Source organism: Kribbella deserti (genome assembly GCF_042434725.1).
Taxonomy (GTDB): Bacteria; Actinomycetota; Actinomycetes; order Propionibacteriales; family Kribbellaceae; genus Kribbella; species Kribbella deserti.
This window is the reverse complement of the sequence record NZ_JBHLTC010000006.1, coordinates 153,794-176,688: the sequence shown is the minus strand read 5'-3', so window position 1 is coordinate 176,688 and position 22,895 is coordinate 153,794. Positions and strand designations below refer to the sequence as shown.

At 63.3% G+C, this 22,895-nt stretch carries 14 protein-coding genes; 3 read left to right on the top strand and 11 right to left on the bottom strand.

The window, feature by feature from the left end; translation table 11 throughout:
• Positions 1–117: 117 nt before the first annotated feature.
• Entirely contained in the window at positions 118–633 is a 516-nt protein-coding gene (locus tag ACFFGN_RS06230; protein ID WP_380044351.1) for an RICIN domain-containing protein, read from the bottom strand.
• A gap of 615 nt (positions 634–1,248) precedes the next feature.
• Here ACFFGN_RS06230 and ACFFGN_RS06225 point away from each other — a divergent pair.
• Complete coding sequence (locus ACFFGN_RS06225; protein WP_380044350.1) at positions 1,249–3,354, top strand: catalase; 2,106 nt, start codon at positions 1,249–1,251, stop codon at positions 3,352–3,354.
• Between the two features lie 108 nt (positions 3,355–3,462).
• Here the strand turns inward: ACFFGN_RS06225 and ACFFGN_RS06220 are convergent, their stop codons facing one another.
• Genes ACFFGN_RS06220 through ACFFGN_RS06205 form a run of 4 tightly spaced genes read right to left on the bottom strand, consistent with a single transcriptional unit; the run spans position 3,463 to position 7,190 of the window.
• Positions 3,463–4,605, bottom strand: coding sequence for a protein-L-isoaspartate O-methyltransferase family protein (locus tag ACFFGN_RS06220; RefSeq protein WP_380044349.1), 1,143 nt, complete (start codon positions 4,603–4,605; stop codon positions 3,463–3,465).
• 2 nt (positions 4,606–4,607) lie between these two features.
• A complete protein-coding gene (locus ACFFGN_RS06215; protein ID WP_380044348.1) occupies positions 4,608–5,033 on the bottom strand; it encodes a lasso peptide biosynthesis B2 protein in 426 nt (141 codons plus the stop codon).
• Positions 5,030–5,329 carry a PqqD family peptide modification chaperone gene (locus ACFFGN_RS06210; protein ID WP_380044347.1) on the bottom strand — a complete coding sequence of 100 codons (300 nt, stop codon included), beginning with the start codon at positions 5,327–5,329 and terminating at the stop codon, positions 5,030–5,032. The genes ACFFGN_RS06215 and ACFFGN_RS06210 overlap by 4 nt, the downstream gene beginning before the upstream one ends.
• Positions 5,322–7,190 (bottom strand): albusnodin/ikarugamycin family macrolactam cyclase, encoded by a 1,869-nt coding sequence (locus ACFFGN_RS06205; protein ID WP_380044346.1) that lies wholly within the window; start codon positions 7,188–7,190, stop codon positions 5,322–5,324. Before ACFFGN_RS06205 ends, ACFFGN_RS06210 begins: the two co-directional genes overlap by 8 nt.
• Before the next feature lie 614 nt (positions 7,191–7,804).
• On the opposite strand from ACFFGN_RS06205, the gene ACFFGN_RS06200 reads away from it, so the two are divergent.
• Positions 7,805–8,578, top strand: coding sequence for a GntR family transcriptional regulator (locus ACFFGN_RS06200; RefSeq protein ID WP_380044345.1), 774 nt, complete (start codon positions 7,805–7,807; stop codon positions 8,576–8,578).
• A gap of 829 nt (positions 8,579–9,407) precedes the next feature.
• Positions 9,408–9,839 carry an NUDIX hydrolase gene (locus ACFFGN_RS06195; protein WP_380044344.1) on the top strand — a complete coding sequence of 144 codons (432 nt, stop codon included), beginning with the start codon at positions 9,408–9,410 and terminating at the stop codon, positions 9,837–9,839.
• A gap of 696 nt (positions 9,840–10,535) precedes the next feature.
• Here the strand turns inward: ACFFGN_RS06195 and ACFFGN_RS06190 are convergent.
• The 6 genes from ACFFGN_RS06190 to ACFFGN_RS06165 form a co-directional block, all read right to left on the bottom strand.
• A complete protein-coding gene (locus ACFFGN_RS06190; RefSeq protein ID WP_380044343.1) occupies positions 10,536–11,867 on the bottom strand; it encodes a Shedu anti-phage system protein SduA domain-containing protein in 1,332 nt (443 codons plus the stop codon).
• A 188-nt stretch (positions 11,868–12,055) separates the two neighbouring features.
• Positions 12,056–15,187 (bottom strand): type I restriction endonuclease subunit R, encoded by a 3,132-nt coding sequence (locus ACFFGN_RS06185; protein ID WP_380044550.1) that lies wholly within the window; start codon positions 15,185–15,187, stop codon positions 12,056–12,058.
• A complete protein-coding gene (locus tag ACFFGN_RS06180; RefSeq protein ID WP_380044342.1) occupies positions 15,187–16,449 on the bottom strand; it encodes a restriction endonuclease subunit S in 1,263 nt (420 codons plus the stop codon). The genes ACFFGN_RS06185 and ACFFGN_RS06180 overlap by 1 nt, the downstream gene beginning before the upstream one ends.
• Positions 16,446–18,191, bottom strand: coding sequence for a type I restriction-modification system subunit M (locus ACFFGN_RS06175; protein WP_380044341.1), 1,746 nt, complete (start codon positions 18,189–18,191; stop codon positions 16,446–16,448). Before ACFFGN_RS06175 ends, ACFFGN_RS06180 begins: the two co-directional genes overlap by 4 nt.
• A gap of 613 nt (positions 18,192–18,804) precedes the next feature.
• The gene (locus tag ACFFGN_RS06170) at positions 18,805–20,961 is read right to left on the bottom strand and encodes a GmrSD restriction endonuclease domain-containing protein (protein WP_380044340.1); all 2,157 of its coding nucleotides are present in this window, start codon (positions 20,959–20,961) and stop codon (positions 18,805–18,807) included.
• A 501-nt stretch (positions 20,962–21,462) separates the two neighbouring features.
• Positions 21,463–22,659 carry an SNIPE associated domain-containing protein gene (locus ACFFGN_RS06165; RefSeq protein ID WP_380044339.1) on the bottom strand — a complete coding sequence of 399 codons (1,197 nt, stop codon included), beginning with the start codon at positions 22,657–22,659 and terminating at the stop codon, positions 21,463–21,465.
• Positions 22,660–22,895 lie beyond the last annotated feature (236 nt).

The window sequence follows — 22,895 nt, the reverse complement described above, 5'->3', positions numbered from 1 at the left end:
CGTACCCACGGGATGCTGACCTTCAACCCGAGGGGAAAGGCTGGTCACTTCGCAGAACCGCCGGGGCGGATGCATGCACCTCGCGCACCCGCCCCGGCAGCCAACTTCAGCGTTTACTCAGTCCCATCGCTGGTAGTCACCGTTGTTCGGCGGGGAGAGGTAGACCGAGCCGGCACCGTTGCTGTCCAGCCGCTGGGTCGACTCATGCTGGATGATCTGACCGCCGCTGTTCCGGGACCAGTTCTGGTACTGGCCACCGTTGCAGCCGCCCGCGTACACCGCCCCGGTCGCCCGCGTCCCGTCCAGACAACGCTTGGTCTGATCGTTCTTGAGCGCGTTCCAGCCCTGGCTGGTAGCTACCCAGAACCAGTCCTGGCTCCACCGCCCGTCGCACGGCGCGGCGTGGACATGGTCGTTCCACTCGGCAGTGAGGCATCGCCCGGTCGCCCGGTTGCGCAGCCGGAAGGTGGCCAGCGGCCCAGTTGCAGATGTCGCCTCGAGAACGTAGCCGGCAGCAGCAGGTGCCTGCGCCGGAACCGGGGCAGCGGCCTGGGCGGCGGACACGCCGCCGGCTGCGGTAGCCAGCGCGGCAAGCCCGGCGGCGACGAGGCCAGCCTTTCTATGAATTCGCATCTGAACCTCCTCGGTAGGGAATACAGTCCCGGGAACCGTAGGCAGGCGACTGAAGCCGGCCAATCAGTTCGATCAGATACGAAAGGCGCCCGGCAGGGCCCAGCGGAGAAGAACGATCACTTCGATCAGTTACGAAAGGTGCGCGCCGGGCCAGCGGTGGACGCGATCGAACCGTGTACGTCTGACGTACGGAGTCGCGCGAGCGGTTCACCGTTGCCTGAGCCCGTTCACAACCGCAGCTCTCGGGCGTCCCAACCGAGGCAAGCTTGCTCCCCCACCACAGCGCCGATTGCCGATCGCTGACGATGGGGTGAGCTGGCCCGTGGTCCACCTCAACGTTGATCAGGGGGCTCTCAATAGTGAGTGACGGAGCACCGTCAACCGACCTCGGCCCCAGGCAAGACGTCGGTCACGGCGACAATGCACAAGAGAAGTTCGTGCCGTCGAACTCTTCGAAAAGAAGCTTGCCGAGATGGTGGCCGATGGCAAGCGTTCCCCCACGCCCGTCGATACCTACCACCGGGCCGTCGATCCGGTCCGTCGCTGAGTCGGCCCAGGGGTGGACGTGTACGCAGTGGGTACCAGGGATCGACTGCATCGATCACCTGGAGAACCATGGCCCCGAAACGCAAAGCTTCCAGTGCTCCTCGTCGAGCGAGCGCAGCCCCTGCGGCTCCCGCTCGGCAGACTGAGCAGCAGCCGGTCGAGGCGGCCGAGGGCCGACTGCAGACGAGTTCGCTGCTCACCACCGCGCAAGGCGTCCGGCTGCCGGACACTGACCACTCCCTGAAGGCCGGACCGCGCGGCCCGAGCCTGATGGACGACTTCCATCTGCGGGAGAAGATCACTCACTTCGACCACGAGCGGATTCCCGAGCGGGTCGTGCACGCGCGGGGCGCGGCGGCCCATGGCACGTTCACCGCGTACGGCAATGCCGGTTCGGCGACCAAGGCCGGTTTCCTGCAGCGCGGCCGAGAGACGCCGGTTTTCGTCCGGTTCTCCACTGTGCTCGGTTCCCGCGGCTCGGCCGACACCGTGCGCGACGTCCGCGGCTTCGCGGTGAAGTTCTACACCGACGAGGGCAACTTCGACCTGGTTGGCAACAACATGCCGGTCTTCTTCATCCAGGACGGAATCAAGTTCCCCGACATCATCCACGCCGGCAAGCCGCACCCGGACCGCGAGATCCCGCAGGCGCAGACTGCCCACGACACCTTCTGGGACTTCGTCTCACTGCACACCGAGGCCACCCACCACGTGATGTGGGCGATGTCCGACCGCGGGATCCCGCGCTCTTATCGCACGATGGAGGGCTTCGGCGTTCACACCTTTCGACTCGTCAACGCCAAGGGCGAGACCTGCCTGGTCAAGTTCCACTGGAAGCCGGTGGCCGGCATCCACTCGCTGGTCTGGGAAGAGGCGCAGATCGCGGCCGGAGCAGACCCGGACTTCCACCGCCGCGATCTGGCCGACGGCATCGATGCAGGAGCACCACTGGAGTACGAGCTCGGCCTGCAGATCATGCCCGACTCCGCGGACCAGACCTTCGAAGGCATCGACCTGCTCGATCCGACCAAGATCGTTCCCGAAGAGCTCTGCGAGGTACAGCTCGTCGGCAAGCTCACCCTCGACCGCAACCCGACCAACTTCTTCGCCGAGACCGAACAGGTCGCCTTCCATACCGGCAACCTGGTCCCCGGCATCGAGGTGACCGACGACCCGCTGATGCAGGCCCGGCTCTTCTCCTACCTCGACACCCAGCTGACCCGGCTCGGCGGACCCAACTTCACCCAGCTGCCGATCAACTGCCCCCATGCGGCCGTGAACGACAACCTGCGCGACGGGATGCACCAATCCGCGGTGCACCAGGGCATAGCGCCGTACCTGCCGAACAGTCTCGGCGCTGAGGGCGAGCCGGTGCCCGCCGAGGTGAGCGAGGGCGCCTTCGTGCACGTACCGCGCGAAGTGAACGGACCGAAGGTACGCGAGAACCCGGCATCGTTCGCCGACCACTTCTCCCAGGCCACCCTCTTCTACGCCAGCATGACCGAAATCGAACGCGCGCACATCATCGAGGCCTTCACCTTCGAACTCGGCAAGTGCTACGAGCAGCCGATCCGCGAACGGATGCTCGGCGTACTGGCCAACGTCGACACCGAACTCTGCACGGCCGTCGCTGCCGGACTCGGCCTGCCCGCGCCCAAAGGTATGCCGGCTGCGGACGTCGTACCGTCTCCCGCGCTTTCGCAGATCGTCACCGTCCCCGGCCCGATCGCCGGCCGAGTCATCGGTGTGGTCGCGGCCGATGGAGCCGATCTGCCCGGGATCAGCAAACTTCGTCGATCGGTCGAGGCTCAAGGCGCCGTACTGCGGCTGGTCGCTCCTTTCGGCGGCACAATCAGGAGAGCCAGGTCGACGCTGACCGTCGAACGCACGTTCCTGACCACCCGCTCCATCGAGTACGACGCGATCCTCGTTGCCGCGGGCAACCCTTCGCTGCAGGATCTCAAGCTGACCGTCCTGCTCGGCGAGATGTTCAGGCATTGCAAGGTGATCGGAGCCTGGGGGGACGGCGACCAGGTGCTGACGGCGGCCGGTATCGACACCACCGCCCCGGGCATCCTGCTCAGCGAAACGATCGCCAAGCCCTACACCACCGAGCTCTTCGCCGCCCTCGGCCTGCACCGCGCCTGGGACCGCCTCACACCAGCCAGGCCCTGAGCATCCTCGCCGGCGTCGCATCATCGAGCCGCCGGGGCGGATGCATGTACCTCGCGCATCCGCCCCGGCACGCCAACTTCAGCGTTTGCTCAGTCCCATCGCTGGTAGTCACCGTTGTTCGGTGGGGAGGGGTAGACCGGGCAGTGCATCTGTTCGCAGCTGGCCAGCCGGAGGGGGTACAGCCCGCCATTCGGGACTGACTGCCCAGCCTGGGTCCTGCCGAACCAGTCGGCCCCGAAGTAACTCGAGACCTGGTTTGCCGGCGTTATGCCAGTCGCTCATAAACTCGCGCAGCTTCATGAGGGCTGGGGAGTTTTCGCTGTTAGCGATCAGCTGGCCGTCTTGCGTTAGTACCGCGGCGTTGCGGGAGCTGCTGAAGCCGATCGAAAGGATCCAGCCCGGGGCGCCGGTGCCGTAGACGGTGAGGTTGGAGCCGTCGCCGCTGCTGCGGGCGATGCAGTAGGAGCGGAAGTCGTGCCAACGGGTGGCCTGCTCGCGTTCGTCGTCGGAGAAGACTGAGGCCTGGACCAAGTTCGGCTGATGCAGCATTGCCAGGGTGGCCTGAGCATCGCCTGGTCGAGCGGAGTCACGCCAGGCGATCGACACGTACGCGGGGGCGTCGGTGTCGCCGTTGCTGGCGTCGGCATAGAACATGGGAAGCCCTAGGGTCCGGTTCGGTATGCCACCCATGTCGACGTACACCGCAGGCCCGAGGATCGGCTGTGCTGGTTCATGCGAATCGGTGATGGCCACGACGACATGGCCAACTGCCCGGGCCACGGGCGCTAGATAGATCGGCGTAGCGATTCGTCCACCGGGGCGGGTCTGGTCAAGCCACGCTTGTGGGATGTGGGTCGGGCTCGCCCATCCGAGGATCACGTCGTACGGGCCGTGGTCCGCCGCTCCTTGGCGCCCATCCGCTGTCACTAGCGTGAGGTTCGATAGACCGCGCTCCGCGTGCAGCTTCGCGGCCCGGTCGGACAGCTCGGGGTCGATATCGATGGACACAACGTGCCCCTCGGGGCCGACCATCTCAGCGAGCAGGGCACCGGTGTAGCCGGTTCCTGTGCCGATCTCCATCACTCGCATGCCACGCTCGACGCCGGCACGGCCAAGGTCCCGCTCGATGGCGTGTTGGGCGGTCGACTGCGGTACCGAGCCGAGTTCCGCATGGTCGGTGTAGTGCTCGCGGGGCACCGTCTGCACGGCGGCTGCGATGAGGTCGGACACGGCTTGCCTTTCGGTGGTCATGGTCAGATTCGGATCGTGACGTGGAACGGGCGGTCTGGGGTGGTTGGCTCGCCGACAGGCCTCAGCCCGGTCTCGATCCAGGCGTGGGATTCGGCGGGCTGGAACCGGCAACCGATACACCAGTCGACGCTGCGGCCGGTGAGTGCGGTGAGCAGGAAAGCTGCCAGGGAAGCTTCCATACAGGCTGAGCGTCCGGGGAATCGTGCCGCGGCCCAATCCCGCGCCGCCAGCACAAGCTCCACCCTGGCCCGTGTCGCGGGGCGGCGACTGACCACACGTTTCACCGCCTTGGCGAAGCCCAGGGTGATACGAAGTGGCGAGCGGCGAGCCAGCAGGCTGGCGACCAACAGCACGGGCAGCGCCATAGCCCGGTAGTGCAGCGGCGCGGTGACCGTGGTCGGCTCGATGGCCATCTTGACGCTGGTCATGTTCGGCTCTCCTGGGCAGATTGCTGTAGCAATTCGCGTCGGATGAGTTCGGCGGCGAGACCGGCCATGTCGATCCAGAGCGTGGTTCGGTCGGCCCGGTAGAACTCGGCGAGCGCGGTGACGGCCTGGTCGAGGGTTTTCCCGTCCCGGAGCAGATGGAGTAGGCGCGCCCCAGCGGGATTGACGGTGAACCATGTTCCCCTCCTGCGGGTGTCGAGCAGCATCGCCCCGTCGGCAGTGATGGAGGCGTAGACGTACGGCGGAAGCCGGTACTCGCCGATGCGCGTATCAGCCACGAGCCACCGCCTGCCGCGATTCCCATGCCGGTGGAGTGGAGGTGGTGGTCAGAGCGTTCAGCCACAACTCGGTGGTGATGAACGCTTCCAGGCTCGCCAAGCGGCCTGGGGCGCCCGCGGCAATTCGTCCAAGCTCAGCGCGTGCGGGACTAAGGTCGATCAACCCTGCACGAGCAAGCGTCGAGCTTTCGAGCAATGCTCGGAGGGTGTCCGCGTTGCGACGTACACCTGCGTAGGCGTTGCCGTTGTAGCCACCCTTCGTCGGCCGACGCAGCAGATACTCCGGTACGACGCCTCGCAGCGCGGCGCCTAGGAGCGGCTTCTGGGTAGTGGGCGATTGGTGAAGGTGCGGTGCCACCGAGAGACAGGCCCGAACCATGCTGTTATCCAGCATCGGCGCATGGGCGGGCAGGCCTGTTGCTTCAAGCTGCGCGGTCAGCTCAGCTTGATAGGCGCCGAACTCGCGCAGTTCGTCCCTGGCTCGCCGGACACTCATCGAGACATCGTCGACCGGTCCGCTATCGGCTGCGGCACGTGCCCGGCTCGCCAGTTCGCGGCGAACTTCCAACGGCATCCAAGTCACCAGACTCATCGGCGTGTACCAGCGGAGGCTTCTGCCGCTGGTACGTTCCCAGGCAGGTTCCGGGAATTCGATCGACGTGGCCAGCTCGAGGAGCGCCTGGCGGTGCCCGGTGCGCGACAACCGGACAGCGTCAGCAATCACTGACGACATCGACTGTTGCCGCAATCTTGCCCGTGTCGACGCATGCCGTAGAAGCGCCGGGAGCGACGACGGTTTCACTAGGTCGGCGAGGTACGTCGGTGCGGCGGTCAAGATGGCGTCGCCGCCGGAGCCGGTCAGGTGCAGGTCGGTACCGCGCTCAAGCACACGAGAGTGAAAGGTATGGCGCATCGACCAGCGTGCGGCATCGGTGAACGGCTGATCTGTCCGCGGCGCCTGCACGAGTCGGTCGAAGAACAAGCCGTTGCCACCGTCGCGCACCACCAGATGTGTCAGGTGTGGATGCTGCGCGATGCGGGTGGCGTAGGTGATGTCATCGCTCGGAGCGGCCGGATCGTCCCGCGTCACTGCCAGCACTTCGGAGACGTTCTCAGCGGCCAGGAACGCCAGGCTGGTCGAATCCAGGCCGCCTGATAGATCTGCGGACACCCGACGTACGGAGGCGGTCCGCGCCGTCACCGCGTCGACAAGTGCGCCACGTAGCGCGGTTGCGGCCTGGTCGAACGATTGTTCCTGCCTGTCGAGTTCGTAGTTCAGCACTTGGGCCGGGCGGCCAGCCTTGATGATCAGTGCGTGTCCGCCGGGCAGCCGCTGAACCCGCTCGTGGCTGGTTGCGTTGCCTGTGATCTCCGGAATCGTCGCGCAGGCCATCCGCGCAATGACCGAGACCAGGTCCAAAGCGGCACCGGTCAGCTCGGCCAACGGCGTCACAGCCGTGGCCCACGCCATCGTGCCGCGCCACGGAGCGAAGTACACCGGCCGCGATCCCGTCACATCGGTGAGAACGACGCAGGTCTCGCCGTTGTCAGCCACCACCCAGTACGAGCCCGGCCAGATAGTGAGCGCTCGCCAGTCCTCACGGCGAACTGCCTCAAGTCCTTCACGTAGGTCAACGTCATTTGCGTAGCAGTCACCAGCAACAAGCAGCCGGCAACCACCGTCGTCCACCACTCGCCATCGATGTGACTGCTCGTCTACCAACCACACCGGTCTCCGGCCGCCCCAAACCATCGTTGAGCCGACCGGCGCCGCGTCGATCACGTTTCCTGCGATCCACATATCCACCATCTCCAGCGCAACTGGAGGAAGGTGGCGACCCGCATAGGGGCGAGCCGCCACCAACCTGGATCTACGAGAAGTACCGGCCCTGGTCCTGGCTGTCCTCGGCGTACTTGCCGAGCGTCACCTCAGAGGTCTCGCCCAGCTCAACCAGCTGCGGCGACACGTACTGCTCCGTCTCGTTCGTCATTGCGTTCACCTCCTTCCTTCGATCCGTCCAGTGCGATCGGCCGCGCGACTGCAGCCGAGCGGCACCACCGGGTGTGTCTGCGGAGCGCTTGTCCGCTAACGCGCTCGACGCCGACAAAGCGCCCAGGTCAATGGCGACTTTTCGGAACACACGGGCCACGCTTCGCAGCCGGCGAGTGCTGGCGGCGAACGTCCCGCACCGGGTGCTAGGCGCACCCGCGGTCAATGAACAGGAGGCCCCGACGCCGCCCCACCGTCGCTTGGGGATGGAATCGAGCTCCCACAACCCCGCAGCAGGCGCCCTCCGACGGCCGTACATGCCGCCGGCTCTGATCTATCCACCCTCTGCATCGTGATTCTCACCTTCTGTGATGAAAGATGTAAGACATCCTGTGTCTTGAGAGATCACTTGTCAACAGGACGTATGACATCCGATGAAGGATGGCGGCCGTTACGATGGCCGCTACGGCTGAAGGGAGAGTGGGATGAATCAGATCGAGGCGCCGCGACCCCGTTTCGCTCAGATCGCCGACATCCTGCGCGACCGGATCCGGCGCGGAGTGCACGCGCCCGGCTCCCCTCTGCCGAGCGAGCCGGAGTTGTCGCGCGAGTTCGACGTCTCGCGAGTGACGATCAACCGCGCGGTCGGCGTCCTTCGCAGCGAAGGGCTCGTGCAGGTTCGCCGCGGTAGAGGAGCCTTCGTTCGCTCCGTTCCGGTGATCACCCGCGTCGCGACCCGTCGACACGGCGCCCGCGATGCCGGACGTGGTGCGTACGACGTGGAGCTCCGGCGCCTCGGGCTCGATCCCAGCTGGACCGCGTCCGTGGAGAGAGTGCCGGCATCGGAACAAACAGCCGAGTTGCTCAATGTCGAGGTTGGCTGCGAACTCGTCGTTCGTAGGCGCAGATACTTCGCGAATGAGCTTCCAGTTCAGATCGCTGATACCTACCTGTCCAGCGAGCTCGCTGAGAAGGCCGGCGTCACCGAAGAGAACACTGGCCCAGGCGGAACGTACTCACGCTTGGCCGATGTTGGTCGAGGCCCGGTGCACTTCACCGAGGACGTGACGTGCCGCGGTGCGACCAGCGGCGAAGCCCGCTTTCTGGAGATCGAGCCGAATCAGCCCGTCTTCGAGATCCTCTTCGTTGCATCGGACAAAGAGAACCGGCCTGTCGCGGTGACCAGACATGTGATGCCGGGCCACCAGTGGCGCCTTCGATACGACTGGACCGACGAGCCGGAAGGCCAAACTGAGTGATCGACGCTCACATCGCATCTTGGCCGGGCTCGTACGAGAAGCTCAATGAGGACTCATTCGCGGCCGTGGCCGACCTGGTGATAGTTGCCGACGGCGCCACTGCTCCGGCGAGTCTCGGAACCGGCTGCGTGCATGATCCTCGGTGGTACTCACGGGAACTAACCGCCAGAGCCGTCGCGGCTCATATCCACTCGCCTGAGACTGACCTTGTCGGCGTTCTGCGAGAAGCGATTCAGTCCACGGCATCTGCCCACGGAGCGACGTGCGATCCCCTCCATCCAGGCACACCTTCGTCAACGGTGGTGATGCTTCGCGACCGTACGGACGCTGTCGACTGGCTCGTCCTAGGTGATGCCACATTGGTGCTCGAGACGCCCGCCGGTCTCACGACGATTTCTGATGATCGACTATTCCGAACCAACTGCGATCTGCGTGACGCTGTGCTCCGGACAACCGCAACCGACCCAGACCGTCCTCGACGGATCGCTGCACTGGTTGACGCTCAACGAAGCTTCCGCAATGTCGACGAGGGTTTCTGGGTAGCCGCGTCCAATCCCGAAGCTGCGCTCAAAGCTCACCATGGGACGGAGAAGCTGCCGGCCGGAAGCACGTGGCGCGCAGCGTTGATGAGTGACGGCGCCTCTGCCGCAGTCGACACCTATCGCCTAACGGACTGGCATGGTCTCCTCGACCTGCTAGCCACCTCAGGGCCGACCGCTCTGCTGGAGTCCATACGGAGGATCGAGGCAGACGATCCAACAACGCAGACTTACCCGAGGATCAAGCAATCCGACGACGCCACAATCGCCTACCTCGAGGGAGTTTCCCGGTGAATGAGATCCCCCTCCACCGGATCGGCGTGTCCGCGGTAGCGATCGACGAACAAGGCCGAGGCCTTGTAATACAGCGAAACGACAACGGCCGATGGGAAGCGCCTGGCGGATTCCTCGAGTTGAACGAGACGATCGAGGAGGGTGCCATCCGCGAGGTCCTCGAAGAGACCGGCATCGTCGTTGAGCTGGAGAACCTGACCGGGATCTACAAGAACATGTCCCTCGGCGTGATCAACTTCGTGTTCCGAGCACGAGCGATTTCTGGAGACCCCACAACTGGCCCAGAAACGAAAGACACCCGCTGGGTCACCAAGGACGAAGTGCCCAGCCTCATCCCCATTGAGGCCTTCGCCATCAGAACCATGGATGCCCTCGACAACCCGTCGGCGCCCCGGATTAGGCACCACGACGGCGTTAACTTGCTATAGCGGTTGGGGATTTCGAGTCCCCGCGTGGGCTCTCTGACCAGCAGATATGCCCGCACGGGCACCTTCAAGGTGGCCAACCGACCGCTTTGCCGGGCCTTCTTCCCACGCGTGTTGCAGTCGCTTCCTTGTGGCGCTCGCTACGTCCGGCTCCCGCCCACCTAGACCTCTGGCGGCTCCGCCCGCGTCCATGCGCGCAGCCCCGCGATATCACCTTGTGAAGATCAATTGCTCAGCCGCGCGGGACGTGCCAACGAAGAACGTCTTGGTTGATTCGATCGTGTGTCTCGCGTGGCCCACCACTGATCGTCGGCCGTCCCAAGGGAGAACACAGTGTGGTACCAAGCCACTTGCTGCGATGGATGGCGAGCAGCGGCACGGCGTCCTCTTCGCTGACGTCGTCGGTGGCTTGATTCCACGAGTCTGCTCGGCGCACCACCTCAGACAGCCGAATGTCGCCGCTTCTACTACGACTGTCACTCGCGCCGCCATCCCCGGCCGCCGGGCGGCCGCGGCGCTCGAACGACTTACGTGTCCGCCGAGGATCCGAGGAGTCAGCGGCCGCGAGGCGGACGTTAGCTCAAGGGGACGACTCCTCCGGTGCGAGACTCTGGCTTGGCGACCGTGCCCGATGTTGACTTTCAACCGCAGCTACCAAGTGGTTCCCGAGAACGCGTGGCTTACTCCGGCTGGGTTCGATCATTCAGAGGCGAACCGCAATGTACGTTCGGCGCTGTCGAGCAGATCGGCGTAAGTGAGGACCTGGAGTCGGCTGAGGTGCGCGTTGTACGAGCGAATCGTCTGCTCCAACTGGACTTTCGACGCACCCGATCGTGAGGCGCGGTCGGGATGTCCCACGATGACGGTCCCCTTGGCTCTGCGCAGATCGAAATCGATGCCCAGCTCAGACCTGTACTGCATCGTCAGTGCGGGGCCCACCTCATCGAGGGAACGCAAGTAGTTAAGGCATTGACTGACCGCTTCGTGTACTTCGTCGGTGACGATCAGATGGTTTCGGTGCCAGCGAACGATATCGACCTCCGGGCCCTTCAGCTCGATCACCTCAAGGCTGCCGTCTGCACACAGCAGCGGTATGTCGTACTGATCGAGGGGCATCAATGACCGCCGGTCTGCCACTCCAACGTACTGGCCACCGAACAGCCAGTAGCGTTTGCCGATTGCCTTGTGCATCGCCGTTTCATTTACCTCGTCCGCCAGGGCCAGCGTCTGTAGGCGCGCAACGACACTTCGACGATCCCGAACGACCGCGCCCTCGACAGCTGACAACCCGGAGGGAGTCGAGGTCAGGCCGGAGACGACTCCTTCGACGTCCCCCAGGGCGAATGCCCGACCCAAACCGTAGGCACCGAACTGCGGGTCGACCCGTCGATCTTGAGCTCCCTGGAAAGCATCCTCGATGCTGCCGACAAACTGCTCAAACGAGAAGGCTTCGTAAGGCTCCGTGACCTCCATCCGCTCCCGATCGGCGAGCAAGAAGCAAACCGCGTCGACCAACCCGTCGGCAAGGAGCCTCGAGAACGTAGATCTCGCAAGCTCCAGAGCAACTTCACGACGCCGAGCGGTGAAAGAGTCGTACGACTTTGGTGTCTGTGGGACATCGACTGCTGTCCCGTCGAGAATGAAGACCAACGCAACACAGGGCTTGAACGGAGCCCGCCCGGGACCGTCGAACGACCATCGAATACTCGTTGCGCTGGCGACGGCCTCGTTCAGCCGATTCCTCATGTTCCTGGCCGGCGAACTTAGCAAAGCGCTGACTTCCACCAGGAGAAGCGGCGCCCCCTCGTCGTTGAGAAGCACGATGTCGGAGAAGCTGGCGTTCGATACAAAACTGTCAGCGGGCCAGGGGCGGTGGTCCTTTCGCAGCGACTCTCGATCCAGACCGGCCTCAGCCAGATCCTCCACAACAGCCTCGTTCAGGCGATCGAACAGGTCTCGATAAGCAAGGACACGCGTTGGGCCCTCGAAGCCTCGCTCCAGACGGGATGTGATCTCTTTGATCGTTCGCACAGCTCTTCGTGGCACCCGAGCTCCTAGCTGATCCGGGGGATTCCCGACTCAATTCTGCGATGCCCGGCCCAGCAACTTAACGACAGGCTCGCGGGGTCACGTGGGGTGGACCTGCCGACGGCAGGCGATGGGCCGTCTTTGCTTCGAGCTGGAACGGGCGGCATGATTCCCGTCCGGGACCAGGCTGCTTACATATCCGACTGTTGATCGATCGCGGCCTCGTAGAAGGCGTCCGCTAGCGCGACGATGACAGCGTTGATGCCAGATCCGTCGCTGAAGAAGTAGTCGGCCATGGTGTTGTGGGCCTCCTGGTTGTCGACGACCGCCTCACTAACCGCTGCCTGGAAGTCTTGCGACTCCATAAACTGCTTCTTCGAGTTCACCTTGGTCTGGTTGACCAGGTCCGGGTAGGCCAACAGCCGCTGCACCAGGCCCAGCACGAACTCACGAATTTGAGATTCGGCGAACGACTCGGCGCCGAAAAGGTCGTTCATTTTATCGATGACGATCTGGAGTGCGACGTACTTCGGCTCCTTCCGAGTGCCGGTGCCCGCGCCGCCGATGCCCTTAAGTTCGCCGTCACCTGTCAGCGAGATATCGACGGCGATGCCCTTGCTGTGCTTGACCCCGACCAGGACGACGTCGGAGAGGTCGACCTCGGCCGCCCATGATGAGTCTGCGATGACCTTTTCCAGGAGCCGCAGGAAGATCGACAACATCTCCATGTACGGCTCGCTGTAGTCGATGATCTGGCTCATGAAGTCGTAGAGCCGAACGTAGGTCGAGACATCTTTGCGGAATAAGTCAAGGGTGTTGAGGGTGAGCTTGTCGTCAGCCTCAATCGCAGCCGCGTACCGGCGCGCGAAGTTGTTCTTGGCCGGGCTGATTGCAGCCGAGAGCGCGTTGTTTCCCTTCCGGGCAACCCACAGCCCGGCGACCTCACGAACCTGCTCTGGCGTGTAGATACCCTGCTGTGCAAGCTTTTCGGCCAGGTGAATGACGACGTACGGGTCCGTCTCGGTCTCTAGGGTGGCGTTGGTGAAATAAGGCTCAAACGCAGTCCGGATGTCCTCAGGCTTGTTCACGAAGTCGATGACGAAGGTCTTGCGCTTTTGCTCTCCACCCGCAGTGCGATGGGTGCGGTTCAGCCGAGAGAGCGTCTGTACTGCGGTGACCCCCGAAAGCTTCTTGTCAACGTACATCGCCGAGAGCAGCGGCTGGTCGAACCCCGTCTGGAACTTGTTGGCGACCAGCATGATCTTGTACGTGGCGCCCTTAAAGGCAGCGGCTAGGTCCGAACCGGCGCCGGGGTTGAGGTTGGCCTCAGTGAACTCGTCATCCTGGCTCGGTTGCGGCCCCCATTCCGACGCCCACACCTCGTCCTCAGCCATCGTCACCGAGCCGGAGAAGGCCACCAGTGTGCGGTACGTGTATGTGGCGTCCTCGATCGCCCTTTTGGCGATGTAGGCGTCGATCGCCTTCTTGTACTTGACCGCGGCCTTGCGCGAGTCGGTTACGACCATCGCCTTCGCTTTGCCCTCCAGCAGATGGGCAACGTTGATGTGGAAGTGCTCGACGATGATCTGTACCTTCTGGCTGATGTTGGTTGGGTGCAGCTTCACCCACCGCATCAGGCCCTTACGCGCTGCGACTTCCTCAACCTCGCCGCCGCGGCTCTCGGCGTTGCCGTCGATCTTTAGGGCGGTGTCGTAGCTCTGATACCCCCTGAGCACGTCGAGGATGTAGCCCTCCTCGATCGCCTGTCGCATCGAGTAGAGGTGGAACTCGACCGGCTTCCCGCCATTGCCTTTGCGGCCGAAGAGCTCCAGGGTTTTGTTCTTCGGCGTGGCCGTGAACGCGAAGTAGGAGATGTTCTGCGACTCGGCCCGCTCAGTCATCTCCGAGGCCAGAATTGTCTCGACATCGACCGCACCACCCTCCTCGATCTCCTTGACCTCCTCCGCAGTCAACACAGCTTTGAGCTTGGAGGAGATCTGGCCGGACTGCGAGGAATGCGCCTCATCCGCGATCACCGCGAACCGCCGCCCCTTCAATGACGAGTCGACCCGGATCTCGTCTAGGGCGAACGGGAAGGTCTGCACAGTCACCGCGATGATCAGCTCGCCGTCCTTCAACGCGGTCGCCAGCAGCCCGGATTTCGACTTCGCCCCCGCCTTGCGAACGTCCTCCGGGCTGATCGTGGCCACGATCTTCGTCGAACCGTCGATCTGCCGGATCGCGTCCTGGAGCTGCCCGTCGAGCACGGTGCGATCCACGACCACGATCACCGAGTCGAAGACCTTGTCATTGTTCACGTGCAGGCGTGCGAGCCGGTGCGCGGTCCAGGCGATGGTGTTCGTCTTCCCAGACCCTGCCGAGTGCTCGATCAGGTAGCGATGCCCCACCCCCTCCTCGCGCACTGCCGCCACGATGTTCGTCACGGCCTCCCACTGGTGAAACCGAGGGAAGAGCATGCTCGTGCGCCGCACCGACGTGCCCGTGCTGACGTCCCACTCCTCCTTGGTCTCGACGATCATCAGCCGCCCGATGATGTTGAGCCAGGCGTGCTTCTCCCAGACCCGCTCCCATAGGTACGCGGTCGCCGATCTCCCCTCGCTACCAGGCGGATTCCCCGCGCCGGCCTCATGGCCGACGTTGAACGGCAGGAAGTGCGTCTTCTCGCCCTCGAGCCGGGTGGTCATCGCGGCCAGGTCGTTGGAGACCGCGAAGTGCACCAGCGCCCGATGCCCGAACGACAACAGAGGCTCCGGCCGTCCGTTGGTCTGCGGGTGCCGGTCCTTGCGGTACTGCTTGATTGCCTCATCGAGCGACTGGGCAAAGTCTGTCTTTAGCTCGACGGTGGCGACCGGGAGCCCGTTGACGAAGAAGACCAGATCGATGCTGCGCTGGTCCGCGGTGGAGAAGTGCACCTGCCGCATCACCCGCACCCGCATCGCCGTGTATTGCTCGTTGGTGATCGCGTTCAGGCTGGTCTCAGGGCGGAATTGCGCCATCTTCAGGCGGCCACCGCCGATGTACTGCACGCCGTTCCGCAGGATGTTCAACGTCCCGCCACCATGCTCAAGAGGCTTGTCGAGCGCCGTAGTCAGCACGTCGAGGAATTTCTCCTTCGTCCCCGCGGCCTTCAAGGCCTTCCCGTACGCCGCTTGCTGGGTCTCCTCCAGCCAGGCAAACAGGTCCTCGGGAAAGACCGCCCGCTCCCGGTCATAGCCGGTATCGTCGACCGAGTAAAGCCACCCGTGAGTCTCTAAGTACGCGCAGATCTCCGACTCGAAAACGATCTCATTGTGATCAGCCATCACGTCATCTCCCGTACGTCGGCCTGCCCCGTCACCACCGCTGTAATCAACGCTGTACGACGCTCACGGGCGAGTTGGATGAACTGTTCCGTCTCCGCGATGAGCTGATCGGTCTTAGCGGTCTCACTGTTTAGGTGGGCGACGATGCTGCGCTGCTCATCCACTGGTGGCAACGGCATCGGAAGGTTCACGATGTTGGACTGCGTGATGTTGAGCATCGAGTGGCTCACGCCGGTCGCCTCCAACTCGATCAGATCGCGCCATCTGCGGCTTCCGAGTACTGCCGCTACAAAGCGCGAATCAGCTCGGCTCTCATCGAGTGAGAAGGCGTAGAGCTTGTCACAGAGCATCAGACGCGGGAAGTCGCCCTCGACCACTGCCGCGCTGCCGACCAGTTCACGTGTATTGGCACGCGCCACGATGAGGTCACCTCGAGCTACGACGATGTCGGGACGCGGAACCTCGTCCTTCGGCAACTCCTTGTTCTCCATCGGACGGAAACGACCGCCGTTTGCCGCCCCAGCCTTGAGAACGGCCCACGTCTTGACACCATCAGCTGGCCACGAGTAGCACTGCGGGCTCCACCCCTGCCGAACCGACCGAATGAGGTGCTTCAGGCGCGCCCCGCTGGTAGCGATGATGGCGACCGCCTCCTCAACCGCTGCCCGGCGACGCTCGCGGAGCATCTCGATCAGGCGCTGCTGCTCCTCGATGAGCGTGTCGATGCGGGCGGTCTCGTGATCAAGGTAATCGGCAATGGCGCGCTGCTCCTCCACACGCGGCATCGGCATCGGCATCCTCCCGAGCTTCTCCGCGGTGAGGTGCGGCATCGAGACAACGTTGGAGTAGGCGCGAATGAAGCCGCTAGCGCGCAATGCGATCAAATAGAACGCGATGAACCGGCCGTCGACGTCACCGATCGGCCGAAGTCGGCTGATCGAGTTCTGGAATCCCCAACCCGCCAGATCCTCGTCGACATACGCTGCACGACCGAAACCGCCTTGGCCGCCCTCGACGACGACAACATCGCCTGCTCGGATGCTCAACTGTTCCAGCTCGGCGTCGCTGAACCACATCTCGTTCACGTCGTCGAGGGCCAGCACGCCGTCGGGCTGCACGTTCGCAGCACGCATGTACGGGGCACGCACATCATTGCCGGAGTTCTTACTCTGCAGCATCTTGCCGAGCGTGACGGTCGCAGCGTTCTTGACCTGGCCCGCCCGCCACCCGTCCGGCAAGGCGTCCCAGAGCGGTCCCGTCACCGTTCCACCTCTCGCAGCAAGTCGAGGATCTTGGCGACCTGCTTCTCCAGGTCGGCGTCGATCTCGGCGAGGGGGCGGGGTGGAATGTACTTGTAGAAGTGGCGAGTGAAGGGGATCTCATAGCCGGTCTTGACCTTGGCCCAGTCGATCCAGGCGTCGGGTACGTGCGGCTTCACCTCGGCGTCGAAGTACGCATTGATGACCTCGACCTTGCCGGACGCACCGGCGGTCGAGCCGCCGTACGTGAACGGAACGTTCTCGGTGTCACGCTTCTTGGTGTCCGGCTTGAGCTTGCCCTTGGGGTCGACGACCGGGTGGCCGGATTCGTCGAGGAGGGGCCGCTCGACGGTGATAGTCCAGTAGCCGAACTCGTCGTTGCGCAGCACCTTGGAGTAGTCGGGGTCGGCGTCGGTGAAGTCGGCGTGTAAGCGGACGATCTTGGCCCGATCATCCTCGCCGAGCTCACGGTTCTTGGAGCCTAGGTTCTTGCGCATCTTGGTCCAGAACGAGGTGCCGTCAATGAGCTGGACGACGCCCTGACGGTCGGGTTGCTTGATGTTGTCGAGGATCCAGATGTAGGTGGCGATGCCTGTATTGAAGAACATGTTGGCCGGCAACGCGACGATCGCCTCGACCAGGTCTTCCTCGAGGAGCCATTTGCGGATGTTGGAGGGGCCAGACTCGGCGGCGCCGCTGAAGAGCGGCGAGCCGTTCATTACGATGCCGACCCGGCCACCGCCATCCTCGGGGTCACGCATCTTGTGAACCAGGTGGAGCAGGAAAAGCATCTGCCCGTCCGATGTCGCCGGGAGTCCGGGGGCAAACCGGCCGTTGGGACCGGCTTCGCCGCGCTCCTTCATGATCGCCTTCGCGTGCTGCTTCCAGTCGACGCCGTACGGAGGGTTGGACATGCAGAAGTCGAACTGTCGGCCCTTGAACGCGTCGTCGGTGAGCGTGTTGCCGAAGGCGATCTTGGTCGCATCGTGGCCCTTGGCCAGCAGGTCAGACTTGCAGATCGCGTACGACTGCGAGTTGTACTCCTGGCCATACAGGCTCAGCTTCGCTTCGGGGTTCTGCGCGAGCAGGTGCTCCTCAGCCAAGGTGAGCATGCCGCCGGTGCCCGCCGTGGGGTCGTACAGCGTGCGGACGATACCTGCCTCGGTCAGGTCGGCGTCCTTATCGGCGAAGAGTAGGTCGACCAGCAGCCGAATCGCGTCCCGCGGGGTGTAGTGGTCACCGGAGGTCTCGTTCGCGGCCTCGTTGAACTTGCGGATGATGTACTCGAACGCATCACCCATGTCGGCGTTGGAGACGACGTCCGGATGCAGGTCGATGGCCTTGAAGGATGTGACGACCTCGCGCAGGAGCCCCGCCTTCGCCAGGGCAAGGATCTCTTTCTTAAAGTCGAAGTACTCAAACACGTCAACATCGGGCGAGAACCGGTCGATGTAGTCAGAAAGGTTGTCCGCCAACCCGTCGGCATCTTCGAGCAGGTTGACGAACGAGTAGTTCGAAGTGTTGTAGAACGGCCGCCCAGTGACCTTCTTGACCTCGTTCTTGAGCCGGTTGGGGTTGTCGTACTTAGCCGCCAGCCCGCGCACCGCCTCACGGTCGGGTTCGAGGATGCAGTCGAGGCGGCGCAAGATCGTGAGCGGGAGAATCACGTTGCCGTACTGGTTGGGGCGGTAGGGTCCCCGAAGCTGGTCGGCGATCGACCAGATGAAACTACCGAGGGTGCTCACAAGGCTCCTTACGAGGCTCACTCGACGATGAATGTTGGCCGCCAGCAAGAGCCCGTGTAGGCCGTCCGAACAGACGGCACACGGTCTGTAGCAGCCGATGCGTCACAGTGCATCATTGCGCATCACGACACCGGAAGTGCCACGAACCGGCGCCATCCAGTGCATCAGCCGCGGTCGACGGCCTCGCCGGGAGGCATCTCGAGGCTGTGCCGGTCGCGCAACCGCAGAAACCAGCTTCTGGAGGTGGCGTCTGCGTGCGAACTCCGGTGGCCATGGGACCTGCGCCCTCCACATAGGCGCCCTCGACTCAGCGCCGGCACCTTGGAGTAGCCGAACCAGCGTCTCGGTTGGAGTATCGACGATCAGTCGAGCCTGCGGCTCGGGGATCGAAGCTGCTAGTGGGTCTCGCTCCCGCTAGCCTGGAAGATGAACGGTAGCCGTCCGTCTTTGTCTTCGCAGCGAGCCGTACGCCTGTGTGCAGCCGTCGGCATACATAGCCAGCGGCTAGGTTGACACCCGAAACTGTGGCGCTGACCGGTTGAGATCGACGAGCGGCTGATCGGCGTACAGTAGATAGTCACGATTCGCTGGCTGGCCACTGGCGGGGCACACGTTAGACAAGTCCCTTCTCGAGCGCATCACGCCGGACATCGATAAGGCGCACAAGACCCCCGTTGACATCTGCCTGCCAGAAGTTCCAGCCAGCGCATGCCTTGGTCTGGAGCACGAATTCTCCCGCCCCGGACAGAGATTGGAAGGTCTCCCCGGAGGCTACTTGGATGCGGCCGTCCGCGAGGACCTGGGCGTGGAAACGTTCACCACGACGTATGCCCACCAGCTCGGCATTGGAAGGCAGCAGACCTTTGGTAACGAGGTCAGCGACTGTCACGTCGTAGCGTGCTCGGGTCCGCGTGCGTGTTGGGTCCGGGCGGCGGGCGGCGACCACCGGGAGAGAGCCGAACATCATCGGATTCCAGATGATTTCGCACAGGCGTTGGTACAGAACTTGACGTTCTTCGATCGCCTTCTTGTCAAACTTCGCGAAGGCGCGAAGTTGCCTGTCGAGATTGTGCTGCTTGGCAAATTTATTGAAGGTCGGGTTTCGCTCTCGGTGGCTGGTGTGCAACGAGCCGGCGAGCTGGTTCTGCCGCTGGTAGTAATCGACCTTCTTCTCGTAGGGAAGGTCCTGGTAGCTGGCGTTGTCCGATTTCCGCAAGAGGAGCAGAGCACCAAGGCGGTTGCGGTAGGAGTCGAAAGCGGCGCGCGTGCCGGTCTCCGGCTGGTACCGCTCGAAGTGGTTGGCCCATACGTGCTCGATCTCGAAAGGGCGACTGACATCCAGGTAGGCGGCCATGTCGTCGCTCAACCTGCAGCCGGTCTGGACGAACCCGGTAAGACGAGCCAAGAGGTAGCGCACCTGGCCACTGTTGTTCGAGCGCAATCCATAGGTCTTCATACTCTTGAAGTCATAGTTGAGCGCGGCGACCTCCTCGGCGAGGATCGTTCGAAGCTTGTCCACGCTGACACCGCCACGCACCCTCTCGACCAGGCGCGCGGCACTACTGTCGATGCCCGACGACGGCAGATCGTTCACAGAGCGGCGGGCGAACAGGAGATCGAGGTAGTCAGCGATCAGTCTGGCCTTCGCCTTGAAGGTACTGGAGTCATCCTTCGGGTCGACAGCGGCAAGGATCGGTGCGGCCTGGGCCTTGATGCCGTTGTATGCGTTGAAGAAAATACTCTGGAGTTCACTGTCGTAGGCCGCAGCCGCAGCCGCAACAGTGCGAAAACGATCGGAGTACTCGGAGAGGTCGCTGATGAGCCGCTGGAAGTCCGACGACCTATGCAGGCCGAGGCGTTCCGCGTTGTCCTTGACCCAGGTATGGAACGACCCGTCAATGCGCTCGACGTCGGTCGGAGCCTCGCCTGCCTCCATAGTGACGTCCGCGTAGCGGCCGATGAGGAAGATCTTGATGAACTCGCTGGGCGCATTCACGTCGATTCCCGCTAGGTCAGAGACCATCTGCCGCCAAACCTTGTCGGCGCCGCCTTTCTCGCCTTCGATCCGCGACAGCAGGAAGCTCTTCAGCAGGTCGATCGGCCCCAGGCGAACACCACGGTCGTTCATCGACTCGTAGATCTCCCAGCCCTGCTCCGAGGTCGCGGCTCGGATGCCCACCATGCAGACGCCGTCTAGCAGCCAGTCGACAAAATACGGCAGGGCGTCACCGCGGAGCTCGTCCGGGAACTCCTCCTGAAGCACGCGAGCCCCCTCCCAGAGTCGGTGGAGGTCGCCTGCTGCATTATCTGGCAAGCTGTAGTCCGGCTCGCTGAATACCTCCGCTAGAAACCGGCCGCGATCCGCGATATCGAGCGTGTACACCGCCTTGCCGAACTTGCGTGACTGGATCAAGCCGCTGAGATTCGAGGCCTCGTCATCGAGGTCTTGCGCCCGGAGGAGCTCGCGCAGGTAGATCAGCATGAGATGGAGCGTGGTGATCCGCTGCTGTCCATCCACGAGAAAGGTTGTGTGAGCCTCATCGTGATAGACATATGGACCGAGGAAGTACGGCTGGTAGCTGGCAACCTTTTCACGGTCATGCTCCAGGCTCCAGTTCGCCATGAACTTCTTGCGCAGGTCATCGATCAACCGACGGACGTCATCGCGACCCCACGTGTAATCCCGCTGGTAGTTGTCCAACTGGTACTGGCGCCCGGTGAAGACCTCTTCGATCGTCATCGCCCGGCCCTGGATCATGTCCTGCTGCACGCTGCCTCCCCTTGACCGGTGGATCCCTCCTCACACGGCACCCACAACTTAACCGCCCGTACTCCTGCCTGCGCGCAGGACGCGTGTTCCTCTCTTGCGATTCCCGCCAGCGAGTGGAGGTCGCGCGTCGAGGGGCTAGCGCTCCGCATTCTCACGTTGCCGACGGCAAGCCAGCCGACATCGGCCAGTGGCTGTTTGCGCTAACTGACATAGTTGCCGCTCCGAGCTCCTCAATCTGTCCCGTACTACGCCGTTCTCCACCGCGGTAGCGGTCGTCCCCGAAGGCGGGCCGGCTTCGGGGACGACATCTCCGCATGAGCGGCCGTCCGGCCCGATTCGAACGGTTGTTCAGACTTGACGTCCGAGACCTGACCAATCTGCGGGTTGCCTACGCCACCGTTCCACGAAGCTGTCCCGGCGCGTGCTTGCTTCGGTAATCCCGACCTTTGGTGGAAACGGCGAAGTTCGGTCGGCAGACATACAGGCCGGTCGTCAGCACCTTCACTGCAGACGGTCCGGCCACCTTCCGTGGCTTTGGAAGTACTGCGTGGCTTCCGGCGCCTCCGCGAACTCGAGTAGGTTGCCAACCTTCACGGCGAGTGTCTCCCGAACCTCTGCTGGCGTTGCGAAGAAGAACTCCCGGCGCAGATTCACCTGGTTCAGCCTGCGATCACCGAAGGCCGTGTGCAGCTCGTTCTCGAGCGTCACAGCGTCGTCGGAGAAGTACAAGGCATGTACGTCGAACGGGAACGGCACGGACGCATCGCCAAGCTCGCGGATTCGGTCAAGCGGTTCAAGCCTCCGCGTGAGCCCAATCTTCACTACATCCTTGCCGAAAGCGCCAATGTTGCTGATGACGTAGACGTAGCCTGCTCGAATATTTGCCGCTCGATAGTCGTTCAGTTCGATGGCCTTGTCGATCTCGCCCAGTCTCGCCTCGAGATCGGCGGCCTCAGCGGACTTGCCCTGAGTTCTCAAGGATTGAAGCGCGTTGAGGTAGTGCGTCCGCTCCTTGTTCAGACGCTCACGCTCGGCAGCAAGCTCCTGCTCGGCTTTGCGTTCCTCTCGCAGCCTCTCGCGTTCTTCGCGCGCTTGTTCGCGTTCCTCTTGAACTTTCATCAGGTAGTCGGCGGTGAGCTCGATCTCCTCCACTCTGAGCGAGTGATATTCCGGAGAGATCCGCATCTCCATCATGCTTCCGAGCGTAGCGATTGTCTGAACCGATGCGTCCAGACGCTTCTTAGCGGTTGCCACGGTGCCAGCTCTAAGGGACCGGACACAGTTGTCCGCCTCTGCGTTGTACGCGCGCAGCATCAACTTGGCGAGATCGGAAGTCATCTTCCGCCCCCTCGCCAGGGAGTTGTTGTACGAGAACATGTCAGAGGCGAGGACCGCCTCCTTCGAACGTACTCGTGTCTTTATCCGCTCGCGCACATCGGCCAGCCGATCCCGGTATGCGTCGGCGTTTTCCAGCGGGTGGTGGTACTCATAGATGCCAACCTGCTGCAGTAGCAATGCGTCGTCCAGCTCTACCAACTGCGCCCGAATCTCGTCGATAGAATGCCGCGACTCATCGTCGACGACTGCAGCACCTTGACGCCGAAGCTCGCTCGCTGACGCGCGCAATTCGGCAAGGCGCTTCTTCTCCGTCTCGATTTCGGCCCGAACCTCCTCCAGGCGCTTGAGTTCGTTCGCCAATAGGCTGGGATCGACTGAGACATCTAGTGAAGATTCCAACGCCGGTGCTACCTCGACGTTTCGGGGAGCCCTGTCCCCACGCGCAGGGGAACCGCCTGATTCGATTGCCGCGTTGTCGGCGCGATGGTCAGGTGCGTGCGGGTTCTCTTGAGGCTTGTCATCTGGAACCCAGAACTCCCAACCAGACGGTGCCATCGGCCACGATGGGTCTGGGGTCCAGCCATCTGGCGGCACCC

What these genes read in the sequence shown, in the direction of transcription:
- ACFFGN_RS06230 (WP_380044351.1), bottom strand. Translation starts at nt 633, where the DNA reads ATGCGAATTCATAGAAAGGCTGGCCTCGTCGCCGCCGGGCTTGCCGCG.
- ACFFGN_RS06225 (WP_380044350.1), top strand. Translation starts at nt 1,249, where the DNA reads ATGGCCCCGAAACGCAAAGCTTCCAGTGCTCCTCGTCGAGCGAGCGCA.
- ACFFGN_RS06220 (WP_380044349.1), bottom strand. Translation starts at nt 4,605, where the DNA reads ATGACCACCGAAAGGCAAGCCGTGTCCGACCTCATCGCAGCCGCCGTG.
- ACFFGN_RS06215 (WP_380044348.1), bottom strand. Translation starts at nt 5,033, where the DNA reads ATGACCAGCGTCAAGATGGCCATCGAGCCGACCACGGTCACCGCGCCG.
- ACFFGN_RS06200 (WP_380044345.1), top strand. Translation starts at nt 7,805, where the DNA reads ATGAATCAGATCGAGGCGCCGCGACCCCGTTTCGCTCAGATCGCCGAC.
- ACFFGN_RS06185 (WP_380044550.1), bottom strand. Translation starts at nt 15,187, where the DNA reads ATGGCTGATCACAATGAGATCGTTTTCGAGTCGGAGATCTGCGCGTAC.